Consider the following 12,599-nt stretch of genomic DNA (forward strand, 5'->3'; position numbering starts at 1 on the left):
TTAACTCCTAAAAGGTGAATGATTATTTGCTGTAAGCACGAACCGTTTGTTTCTGGGTTCCTAAAACGTCAATACCCAATTCCACAACATCACCGGGCTTTAAGTAAACGGGCGGGTTAAAGCCCAGCCCAACCCCGGCAGGTGTACCTGTAGATATAATATCGCCGGGTAGTAAGGTCATAAACCGGCTTACGTAAGAAATGAGGTAAGGAATTTTGAAGATGAGGTTAGCGGTTGTACCATCCTGCATCGTTTTCCCGTTAACTCTCAGCCACAAACGCAGATTATTTACATCTGCAATTTCGTCGGGCGTTACCAGGTACGGGCCAAGCGGCGCAAAAGTATCGCAGCCCTTGCCTTTATCCCAGGTTCCGTTACGCTCTAACTGAAACTCGCGTTCGGATACATCATTGTGCAGTAAATATCCGGCTATGCAATGTTCGGCCTGCGCTTCGGTTACGTACGATGCCTTATGACCTATTACCACGGCCAGTTCAACCTCCCAATCGGTTTTTACCGAGTTTTGAGGAATAATGATCTCATCATTGGGGCCGGTAACAGCGGTTGTGCTTTTAAAAAAGATGACCGGCTCGGTGGGTACCGTTGCATTGGTTTCGCGGGCATGATCGGCGTAGTTAAGGCCGATACACACTATTTTTGATGGCCTTGCCACCGGGCAGCCTAACCTTTCGGTTTTACCGATGTGGGCCAGACGATTATGATTAGCTTTAACGTATTCTTTAAGGCGTACCAGGCCATCACTTTCAAAAAATGCTTCATCATAAGTTTTAGCAAATGGAGATGTATCTAAAAGCTTTCCGTTGTGTATAACCCCGGCCCGTTCTTTCCCGGCATTGCCGTATCGTATCAGTTTCATTTAAGATCTATTAATTGTTAAGTTTTATAAAGCCGCCATCAATGGGATAATCGCAACCGGTTATAAATGAGGCTTCGTCCGAACAGAGGTACAGTGCCAGTGAAGCTACTTCATCGGGTTTGGCCATACGGCCAATAGGCTGGCTATGCGATAGTTTTTCGAACATTTCCTGCTCTTTGCCCGCATAGTTTTTAGCTATAAAACCATCCACGAACGGCGTATGCACACGTGCCGGCGAGATAGTGTTACTGCGGATACCATGGTGCAGGTAATCGCGCGCTAACGACATGCTCATGGCGTGTACGGCTCCTTTGCTCATGGAGTACGCAAACCTGTCGGCTATACCCACCCACGATGCAATTGACGCCATGCTCACCATACATCCTTTACCCCGGGCTTTCATAAGCGGTAATGCAGCATAAAAACAGTTGTAGGCTCCCTTAACATTCACATTGTATACACGTTCAAAATCAGCTTCGGTAGTGTTTTCAACGTTGCCCACATGAGCTATTCCGGCATTATTAACCAAAATATCTATATCACCTATCAACTGAAACACATCTGTGATTTGCTGCCGATCGGTAACATCGGCGCTATAGGCAAACGCCCGGCCACCGTTGGCTTCAATTTCGTGTACGGTTTGGGTAGCGGCACCAGCATTCAATTCAATAATATGTACGGTGGCGCCCTGGCGGGCAAACAACAGCGCAATAGCCTTACCTATACCACTGCCGCCGCCTGTAATAACGGCATGTTTTGCTTGTAAACTAAACATTATTGTGTTTGATATTTTTATAGTGAAACACCTCTTTTCCATGGTATAAAATCGTCTTGCCCCAGCAAAACGGCTTTGGGTTTGATATTGCCGCCCGCAACCTCAATTACGTAGTTAAGTATGCGATGTGCGGTTTGTTGAATGGTTTCTTCACCACTGATGATTGGGCCGCAATCAATATCAATAATATCGGGCATGCGGTTCAATAAAGCGGTGTTGGTTGAAAGTTTAATTACCGGCACGATGGGGTTGCCCGTTGGTGTACCCAGGCCCGTCGTGAAAAGCACGATATTTGCCCCTGCGGCTACTTCGGCCGTAGTGCTCTCTACATCGCTGCCCGGGGTGCAAAGTAGGTTGAGGCCGGGTTGGGTTACCTTTTGGGGATAATCGAGCACATCGGTTACGGGCGAGGTGCCGCCTTTTTTGGCCGCCCCTGCCGATTTTATGGCATCGGTTATCAACCCATCCCTGATATTACCGGGCGATGGGTTGGCGTAAAAGCCCGAACCGGCAGCCTCGGCCTGTGCATTATACGTGCGCATAAGGTGCATAAAGCGCTGTGCCATAGGTTCGTTCAGGCAGCGGTCACTCAGGTCCTGCTCTACCCCGCACAGCTCCGGAAATTCGGCCAAAATAATGCTTCCGCCAAGGGCAACCATCACATCAGACAAATAGCCCAACGCCAGGTTGGCCGATATACCCGAAAAGCCATCCGATCCGCCACACTCCAGCCCTATGCAAAGTTTTGATAATGGAGCCGGACTGCGCTGTAACTGGTTGGCCTGCATTAGACCCGCAAAGGTTTGCCTCAGCGCCTCTTTCATCAGCTTGTTTTCGGTGCCCATTTGCTGTTGTTCGAGTACAATGAGCGATTTATTGAACTGCGGGTCGCGCTTTTGTATTTCGGCCCTTAAAATATCGGTCTGTGCATGCTGGCATCCGAGGCTAAGCACGGTAGCCCCCGCAACATTCGGATGGGTAATGTAACCGGCCAGCAGCCCGCAAAGCGCATCCGAATCAGACCGTGTACCGCCGCAGCCCAATTCGTGGTTTAAAAACTTTACCCCATCAATATTGGGGAAAAGTTTAAAACTTTGTTGCTGAGGTGATGACTGTTGCAGTTCGGCCGATAGTATCTCTTCAACAGTTTTACCTGCCTTATACATCTCTATCAGGTCGCTCACCTCCTGTTCATAGCCTTTGGGCTTTTCAAACCCTAAGCGGGTATAAAGGGCTTCTTTAAGCACAGTTACATTGCGGTTTTCGCAAAACACCAGCGGTATAACCAACCAGTAGTTTGCTGTACCTACCTCACCGTTGCTGCGGTGATAGCCCATAAAGGTTTTTTTTGCAAACTCTTCTGTATCGGGCTTTTCCCATGTCGTTTTGCGTTCCCCTAAAGTAAAATCGGTTGAGGCATGATAAACATTGTTAACAGTAATGGCAGCACCACGTGCAATTGGCTGCGATGCCTTACCTACCAATACCCCGTACATGTATATCTCATCGTTCGTGTTGAGGGTACTAATTGTAAACTTATGCTTAGCCTCTACCGGTGTAACCAACTCAAAAACATCATCATTATGCTTAATGAGTGTTCCTCCGGGCAGGTTTTTGAGCGCTACCCATACATTATCAACAGGATGAATTTGCAAATAGCTTGAAGTTTCAGACATCATTATGGTATACAAGGTGAACGCGTGTAGCAACGAGATGCGAAACCGCATTGGCAAACAACGTTTATAATTAGTTTAGTGCAAATAAAGATGATTGCAAGCGCTGTTTTTTTAATACAATTACCATAATATTCAACTTAATTGGCATTATATACTTAAATTAGCACCAATAACTGTAAACCTGGTTTAACAACAAATGTGATATTATGTTAAACTTTCAACCATTCTGGTTTTTAAGCAATGAAACCTCAATTACTTAAGGTAGCTACCGGGCCGGCTCAATCATTTAGCGTACGGCGTGATCTTGTACCTTTTTTTAATAATAAATGGCATTACCATACCGAGCTTGAACTTATACATTTAGAAAAAGGTTCGGGAATGCAATTTGTGGGCGATAGTATTAAGAATTTTGGCAATGGTGATATTGTATTGCTTGGATCGAATCTGCCCCATTACTGGCGATTTGACACACCCCAGCTTATGCAGCACGAGCTAAGCGCCGCCGATATTACGGTTACTCATTTTAATGAAAGTTTTTGGGGCGACAAATTTTTAACCTTGCCCGAAACCAACGCCATTAAAAACCTGCTCGAACGGGCGCAGCGCGGCATACAGGTACTTGGGCACACCCGCAAGCAAGTTGCACTGCTTATGCAGAAAATGTTGGATGCACATACAATTAAGCGCCTGTTGCTGTTACTCGAAATATTGGAACGAATAGCTCAAAGCAAGGAAATAAGCTACCTCTCATCGGTGGCGTTTGTGCCTAACCTGCAAAAAGCCGACAATAACCGCATTAACGCCATTTACGAGCACTCGCTGGCTAACTATCGTAATAAGATAACGCTTAACGAAATTGCATCGGTGGCCAATATAAGCCCGCACTCGTTTTGCCGGTATTTTAAAACGCATACAGGTAAAACTTACTCGGGCTTTTTGCTCGAATATAAGGTGGGGGTTGCCTGCAAGCTACTCATCGAAGACAAACTTTCGATACAGCAAATATGTTACGAGACGGGGTTTAACAACTTTGCCAGTTTTTACAAATCATTCAAAAAGATCACAAAAAAAACTCCGCTTGCATATCAAAAAGATTTTAATAGCAATAGGAAGGATGATTACCTAAACGATAAAATTGTGTAAGTACTTACATCGGTCGCTATAATAATACCTTGCTCAAGTGTTGTACTAAATGAGGAGGCAATTAAAAGTGCTGTATTCAAGCCCTAAGTTCTTTAAGCCGATCCGAAATGGCAGGAGTGTTGATGCTGCCTCTCCTTGGTCATTTCGTTTAACAGGGTAAGAGCTATAGTTTGATCATAGTTCGGTTTAAAAAAGGTAGGTTTCCTACACCTTCAGCAAATCCGATGTAAAGATCTCAGCGTTAGACGCGGGCGGGAAATTACAGATCCTAACCGTCGACTGGGTTACAAAGTATTGCTTTCTTTCATCATGGAGGTCAACCGTTTGTTTGTGATCGAGGAGCGTGCCGGTCACAGCAATCGTTTTATTCATCGAGTGTAAAACCACAATACTCTGCATCATGTTTCATTGCAAGGTAGCCACCGCAAACGGAGCAATGAAAAAGTTATTGGATATTAATTAAATCGTTTTAGATCATCTAATAAACGGTGTTCCTGACACATGATGTATTTTAAGTGAATTTGCTCCAATAACGTTAGTCGAATAGACCGTTACAGGTGAAAAACTCAACTTCCCGGCCGTCGATCATTGCAACCGGAATGCAGTTTTCACACCACGCATTTAATATATAATATATATGGTCATCAACTTCCATGATGCCGAAATACGTCTTAATAGACCAGATATGTTTATCCTGAAATTTGATTAAGCACTGTACCTGCAGAGATCACAGCTCAAAAGTTTGTATTCGCGTTGGATTCTGACCGATTTCGCCTTGCAAATTGAATGAATTACACCCTGCGTATTTTATAAGTAAAATTTAATTTGGAGATCAAATATACCATTAGAATCAAAACATTCGTCGTCCTTGTGTCTTGCTAAGATGATCATAGGATACCGTAATGTGCAAGATCATTCTTTCGGCAGTAGCGCGATACGAATGCAGTAGGAAACTTGAAAAGTAAATATGAGCGAACAATTAAATGTTTATGGGGCACCGAGATCATCAACAATGGGCAGCAGATAATTATAAATACCTGTACAGTTTTGCTCAACGTAAGATCAATGATCCTGACCTTATCCGGGATTTGATACAGGAAACATTTCTTGTTGCGTTGGAAAGTTACCCGAAGTTCGAGCAGCGCAGCAGCGACAAAACCTGGCTCACTGCGATCCTCAAACATAAAATATTTAAGTTTTACCGTCACAAAGCAATAGTAGAAAGAAATCTGGCTGGTAAGCTATGCTTTAACACGACAAGGGAGGACTCCAGGGCAGCGGTGAATTATGAAGGTCATTTACTCAACAAAGAGTTTATTTTGGCTTTGAATAATTTCGTAAATACTTTTCCGGCAACATGGAGGCAGCTGTATTCATTGAAATATGAACAGGATTTCACATCAAAGGAGATCTGTGAAAAACTAAAACTGACCCCAAATAACTATTGGGTCGTCCATCACCGTCTGAAAGCTTCGTTGAGACGATGGTACCTACAGCATTGGAACTGACGATCAATTTTATTTTCTGTTGATGTAATGATTTCCTGTTTAGAATGCTAAATGTGGAATGTTTGTCGCCATCAGTCCAAGGTTATACTCTTGATGATCCGGTCGAAAAGTAATGACACTTCTCTATGTCCTGGTATGATCATCTGTGACAAAAAGAGTTCGATTATTCTATAATGAATATCTTGCTCAAGCAATACCGCCATTCAAAGCGGTGGACGCAATCAAATTAAGATATCAGTCACCTATACAACTGGAATCCCAAAACAACACACGTAGTATGTGTGAGGAACGTTGCGCCGTTATCAGAATAAAAAGATTCGGGAATCTCTACAGTATTTAAGTTGATCGATTATAATACCGTGTAATCCTCTTTAGAAAGGGTTATTTAAAGAGTATCGCTTGAGCTCGTTGATCAAGATTATTCGAATTTTTAATTTTTACATATCTCGTTTCACATTGACATCATTCGTCACATTACCGTTGATTAAAACGATCACCCATTTTATACTAGTAAAAGAATTGATCAGACCTTCATTCCGTACTATTCTTTATAGATCCGGATTTGAGATATTTTGGCAGTTTCAACCCCAGATTTTGGGCTATACGTCCCCCTTTTATCCTCGACTTTATTTATTGATTTGTAATAACGTTAGGTACTGATCTGGTCATTTTTCGGAAGATCAGCCAACCCATGTTTTAAACCAATTTATCAAATTATGAAAAAGATCAGATCCAATCCCAGTCATTGGAGGTGGTGCCCGCGCCTTACATTATTTCGAAGCTGTGAACCCAGATGAAAATTTTTTGTGCCGATCTGACTGAACTGCTTAGATAGGGATCGGGTGAATCTGATCAATTAACAAGTGTTCAGGATCAATCTTTCCGTTCGGTTTATCAAGCTATTATTTGATCTGTTCCGGCGGTTAAATGGCATTAGATACAGCTTTCGAGTATACACGGTCATCATCTGTCAGCAAGTGCCCAAGGCTCTTTTGAATAATTTTATAAATGGGTCTGTGGCCTGTACCAATCTAAACCTATGAACTACGATTAATGAACCAAATGAATCAAAATTTCCAAACAAACTAAAGTGGCATGAGAATTTTTACAATGATAAAGCATTGCAAGACATTGTTTTATGTGTTTCTTATATTTATTCCTATACTTTCCAGCGCACAAACCGTACAGGTGACCGGATTGGTGATCGATTCGCTAACCAATGAAGGGCTACCCGGCGCCAGCGTTTCAGTCAAAGGTAAATCTTTTCAGACCGCAACGACGATAGATGGTAAATTCACCATTTCAGCAAATCTGGAAGATATTCTACAGGTACATTTCATTGGCTATGTCACCAAAGAAGTCAAGGTCAAGGGGAGTGAAGTTTTGACCATAGCACTTAAAAAAACGCAAGGATCACTTGATGAAGTTGTGGTTATGGCCTATAACCCAACTGTTAAGAGAAAGGTAGTCGCATCCGTGACCAATGTGGATGTCAAACAAATCGAAACCTTAGCGGGATATAAAGATCTCGGCACTGCACTTCAAGGGCGGGTTGCTGGCGTGTTGATCACAAACACACAAGGTGGCCCGAATGCAAGCCCCGGCATCTCGATACGCGGCGCGGGAGACCCAATGTATGTTGTAGATGGCATTGTTCAAGACAAAGGATTTTTTCAACGATTGAACCCCCAGGATATAGAATCGCTTACCATAATGAAGGATGCGGCATCATCGGCCGTCTATGGCGCTACGGCGGCCAACGGCGTAATCGTCGTGCAGACCAAACGGGGTAAGACTGGCAGCACCCGGCTCAATTATACCTTAGATAATCAGTTTAACACACCAACTTTGCTGAATAAAAAATTGACGGCTTTGCAGCGCGCGCAGACCGACAATGCCATTTATGATTATATGGGCTCGGTAAAACCTTATTCGGATGATATATTAAATATTATCAGAAATGGCGGAAATAATCAGTACCCCAATAATGATTGGAATGACCTTTTAGTTAAAAAAAACGCTCTGTCGCAGCGCCACACCTTTACGCTCGATGGCGGTAATGAGACTACCCAGTACCGAACTTCGGCGATGATCTATAATCAGGGAACATTGCAGAAAAAGATCGCCGGTGATAATGACCCCATCGATTATAAGACCTACAGTGCCGATATAAATATGACCAGCAATTTCCGCAAAGCAGGGGTAAAGCTCGGATTTGATTTTAAGCCTTATCTGACCGATAACAAGGTATTCGGTGGAGATCCATGGCTTACCTTGCAGTCAGTCAGCGCTTTGGCTAAAGCTTATAACACAAATGGATCCTATGCCCCTAACAGTCCGGTCGCTGCTTTTGCAGATACGAGGGCAGGCTATGTAAAAGTCTTTAACTATGGATCTGATTTCCGTGGGAATCTTGACTGGCAGATTCCTTACATTAAAGGGCTAAAAGCAACTTTTACCGGTAACTTTGGATACGCTTCAGGTCGGACAAAGACCTGGTCAGCTTCTGTGCAGACCTACAATGAAGACGGGTCTGCGGTCACCATTCCTACACCTCAGCTTACCATGCTGAACAGTTATGGCTGGCGATATGAGATCAATACTGGCTTTGCTTATGATACTAAGATTGCAAAAGATCATAGTCTGAGTGCCGGGCTGTATTTTAACCAACGGGAAACTTATGATGAATCTACCACAGCCAAGCGTATCAACTACTTCGATAATCTGGATCAACTAAATGCCGGGCCGGTCGATGGTCAAACTACAGCAGGGAGCGCAGGAGAGTCAGGTCGATTGGGGTATATCGGCGTTCTAAATTATGATTACAAAGGGAAATATTTGTTAAGCTCGACCTTCAGGTATGACGGAACCGATGCCTATGCAGATGGCTCGAGGTGGGGTTTTTTTCCGTCGGCTGCCTTAGGTTATGTCATTTCCGAAGAAGGGTTTTTCAGATCCTTCAGAGACAAAACATCCATGGACCTGCTGAAGATCAGAGGGTCAATAGGTCAGATCGGCGAAACGTCGAGCCGTTTCGCCTACTTGTCCGGCTGGTCGGTCAACCCGACCGGAGCTTACATTGGTGGTGTTACTGTACCCACTATACTGCCTGGCCAGCTTGCCAGTTCAGATCTCACCTGGTATACGACCACCATGTGGAATGCCGGTTTTGACTTTGCTTTTTTCAATAACCGTCTGAGCGGTAGCGCGGATTACTTCTTTCGCCGCACCACAGGTTTTTTGATAAATCCGGTTAATGTCTACAACTCTACCTTAGGTAATCTTACCGGGACCAGTGGTTCCAGCTATGTATACGGGCTACCGAGGGTGAGATCTGACGATGCGTTCCGGAGAGCGGGTGCTGAATTCCAGATAAACTGGCAGGACAGGAAAGGTGCTTGGAACTACAGTATCGGTGCTAATCTGACCATGTACGATGAATTATGGGAAAAATATGCGGCTGTGGATGATGCAACACAAGTACTGAACCCAAAGACACGACAAACCTATCGGACAAAAGGGCTTGGCGGAACGGCTTATGATTATCTCGGCTTATTCAGAAATTCCCATGACCTATTAAACAATGTCATTGCAACTACAGGTGCAACCTTAATGGCCGGAGATGCCTATTACCGGGATATTAACGGAGATGGCCGGATCGATGCCGATGACCTTTCCTACGACAACAAACCACGTGGCGCCATCCTTCAGTATGGTATTCCTTTCAGCATCGGTTATAAAGGAATATTTCTTGAGGGCCTCATTCAGGGCACAGGTCCGCAATACGGCCTGGTGAACCCCAATATCCGGGGGACCGGCGCAGCAAGGCTTCATTTTCAGAATCAACTGGATTTTTACTATCCCGGTAATCCTAACGCACGGCTGCCCCGGGCTGATGATAACTTTGGAGCTTGGAACGGTGAAACGAACCGGGCAGATTCACAGCTCTGGATGGTCAACAAGACTTATGTCAGGTTTAAGAATCTCAATATCGGCTACGACCTGACCAATTTGCTTAAACGAAACCGGATTTTCACCAGGGCAAGACTGTCTTTTGCCGCAACAAACTTGTTTACCATTTCACCGGCCAATGACTATTATGACCCCGAAACCGGTGCGGACCAGCTGAGTGCCTATCCCATCACTAAAACATATTCACTGGTGCTGAATGTAGGCTTTTAAACCTTTAATGTAAAGAAAAATGAAACTTAAAAACATAGGGACGTGCTTGGCCGCAGTTCTCACGCTTGCGACCTCCTGCAAAAAAGTTATTGATAAACAACCTTTGGATCTGCGAACTGAAGAGACGGTATGGTCGGATCCCAAATCAGCTCAGGCTTATATGAACAGGATCTGGTACGCTACGATACGCACAGATTACGCATATGAGTCATGGTTCGGCTTATATGCCGGTCCGTTTAACACCGGCGAATACGTTTCCGATAATTCCGTGACCAGGGCGCAGCGCGGTACCGGCGGTTTTAAAGATGAAACCTCCGTAAAGGACGTAACGGCTAATATCGGTGCTTTCGACAGTTTCGTCGACCTTCGACGTGTGAATTTGGCCATCGATCATTTAAATGATCCTGAGACCCGGACTAAATTTACTCCATCGATCACCGATGATATGCTTGGACAGGCTTATTTTGCAAAAGGGCTGATCTATTTTGCACGGGCAAGAAATTTCGGAGGATATCCCATTATTGACAAGACATTAACGGTGACCGATGAGTTGAAGTTAAAGAGAGCAGGCATACAGGAAACCTATGATTATACCATCAGCCTGCTGGAAAAAGCTGCAACGCTTTTACGAAAACAGCCTCTTTCCGGAAGACCCAACAAAAGTGCTGCTTATGCGCTCTTATCTGAAGTTTGTATTCATGGCGCCGCTTACATCAAATATGATATGCTGAACGGCGGTAAAAGCGTCGATCTTACTCCATATTATAACAAGTCGATCGCTGCTGTGCAAAGTCTTACTGCAGAGGGTTTGTATTCGCTCGAACCTCAGGAAACCTACGGTAAAATGTTCAATGATCTGAGTTACGCATCTGGTTCACCAAAAGAGATCATTTTGGCACAGCTTACCCCACCAAATATTTTCCCTGTGTCAAATGATAAAGTGATCGAGCTTAATTGTTTTATCCCGGTATTCTTTAATGATCTTTTGACCGATGCCGTGAAAGCGAGGTATCCCGGAAATACCCCATTTACTGGATTTGTGCTAAATGCCGGCTTTCAAAGTATAGCGCCGGTCCCTAAGGTCGTTGATGAAACATTCTATATCAAAGATCTTGATGGGAAAGCCCGTCGCTGGCCTGAATCACAGCTATTTGCCAAATACATTACCGTGATAGGAACAAAATATACCTTGAATGCCCAAGCCAACGCGGATGGGATCAAAGATGTAACAGAGCTGATGTACAAGAACCGCGACATGCGGTTTTATTCAACGATCGCTTATGATGGATCCACTTATTTTAATAATAAAGTCGATATGAGAATAGGAGGCAACATGCACCCTCGTTCCTATAAAGTTTTGTCTAGTGCGCAAGGCGCCATCACCGGTTACCTCTATAAAAAGGGTATCCCCGAGACCCGATCATGGTTATTCGGAGATATTACCGGATGGTACAAGATCGGATTGCGATTATCAAGAGCTTATCTGAACGCTGCTGAAGCCTATATGATGCTTGGTGATAACGCCAAAGCGAGAGAGTTGATCAACCTGACACGTACCACGCATGGTGGTTTGCCGGCTTTGACCAGCGAGACCGGAAATGACCTTTGGAAAATATACATGGACGAACGGAACGCTGAACTTATTTTGGAGAACGACAGGTATTTCACACTGCTTCGATCAGGTATCAGAAATGGGGCGGAAGGTATTCCAGAATTAAATTTCGGTGCTGTAAGGGAATTGGAGATTGCCGCAGACGGCAAATCATATGAATTTGTGAACCTTCCGTTCGACGCGAACGTGAACAACTATAACTTTAACAGACACCGTTATCTTTTACCGGTGCCCAAGGTCATCACTGATCAAAACCCCAATTACCTCCCTAACAATCCAAGGTATTAAATCAACAATAACTGATGAAAATTTTTAAAACTTTCGGGACGTTGCTCAGCTTGTTACTGTTGCTGTCCTCTTGCTTGAAATCGGGTCTGGATGAGCTGCCTAATTCAGATCTGAATTCCATTTCTACCATAACCTTTGAACACCGCTGGATAGCAAACAATGCCAACGGTTATGAGACACTATGCCGCCAGGCTATGACGCTTAGCAACAATAAGCCAGGTGTGGCCCCATTGGACAAGGAAATCAAAACAACGATTACCGTGCCTGCAGCGAATGACGGAACTGCCTCCGCTCCATCGGCTTATAATGCGTTCAAAACACCCGTTAGAAATTCGGTTTCGCGTAGCCAGCTATACCTCTTTGCCGTGATTAGTCCGGCCGCAAAGATAGAACCGGTCGACGGTGCCCCTGTTATGGGACTGCCTGGTGATTTTTCCGCTGGTTCCTACAAGTACAAAGTGACTTCCGCGAGTGGCAAATCAGTTATTTATACGGTCACGATAGATGGCTTTATAAAATAAGAGACCCGCTGTCACGA

The 12,599-nt window shown here is 44.3% G+C and carries 8 protein-coding genes; 5 read left to right on the plus strand and 3 right to left on the minus strand.

Translation table 11 applies throughout. The features are described from left to right. Positions 1–22: 22 nt before the first annotated feature. Genes QE417_RS01305 through QE417_RS01315 form a run of 3 tightly spaced genes read right to left on the minus strand, consistent with a single transcriptional unit; the run spans position 23 to position 3,331 of the window. Positions 23–877 carry a fumarylacetoacetate hydrolase family protein gene (locus QE417_RS01305; RefSeq protein ID WP_311947048.1) on the minus strand — a complete coding sequence of 285 codons (855 nt, stop codon included), beginning with the start codon at positions 875–877 and terminating at the stop codon, positions 23–25. Between the two features lie 10 nt (positions 878–887). Continuing rightward, positions 888–1,652 (minus strand): SDR family NAD(P)-dependent oxidoreductase, encoded by a 765-nt coding sequence (locus QE417_RS01310; RefSeq protein ID WP_311947050.1) that lies wholly within the window; start codon positions 1,650–1,652, stop codon positions 888–890. Between the two features lie 17 nt (positions 1,653–1,669). Next, on the minus strand, positions 1,670–3,331 hold the full coding sequence (locus tag QE417_RS01315; RefSeq protein WP_311947052.1) for a UxaA family hydrolase: 1,662 nt from the start codon (positions 3,329–3,331) through the stop codon (positions 1,670–1,672). Between the two features lie 237 nt (positions 3,332–3,568). On the opposite strand from QE417_RS01315, the gene QE417_RS01320 reads away from it, so the two are divergent. From QE417_RS01320 to QE417_RS01340, 5 genes are all read left to right on the plus strand, one after another. After that, positions 3,569–4,471 (plus strand): AraC family transcriptional regulator, encoded by a 903-nt coding sequence (locus tag QE417_RS01320; protein ID WP_311947054.1) that lies wholly within the window; start codon positions 3,569–3,571, stop codon positions 4,469–4,471. Between the two features lie 989 nt (positions 4,472–5,460). Then, entirely contained in the window at positions 5,461–5,979 is a 519-nt protein-coding gene (locus QE417_RS01325; RefSeq protein ID WP_311947056.1) for an RNA polymerase sigma factor, read from the plus strand. Between the two features lie 1,095 nt (positions 5,980–7,074). Continuing rightward, entirely contained in the window at positions 7,075–10,161 is a 3,087-nt protein-coding gene (locus QE417_RS01330; protein ID WP_311947058.1) for a SusC/RagA family TonB-linked outer membrane protein, read from the plus strand. Between the two features lie 19 nt (positions 10,162–10,180). After that, positions 10,181–12,061, plus strand: a complete 1,881-nt coding sequence (locus QE417_RS01335) for a RagB/SusD family nutrient uptake outer membrane protein (RefSeq protein WP_311947060.1) — start codon at positions 10,181–10,183, stop codon at positions 12,059–12,061. Between the two features lie 14 nt (positions 12,062–12,075). Then, positions 12,076–12,582 carry a DUF5018-related domain-containing protein gene (locus tag QE417_RS01340; protein WP_311947062.1) on the plus strand — a complete coding sequence of 169 codons (507 nt, stop codon included), beginning with the start codon at positions 12,076–12,078 and terminating at the stop codon, positions 12,580–12,582. The last annotated feature ends 17 nt before the right edge of the window (positions 12,583–12,599 follow it).

It is taken from the genome of Mucilaginibacter terrae (assembly GCF_031951985.1).
Classification (GTDB): domain Bacteria; phylum Bacteroidota; class Bacteroidia; order Sphingobacteriales; family Sphingobacteriaceae; genus Mucilaginibacter; species Mucilaginibacter terrae_A.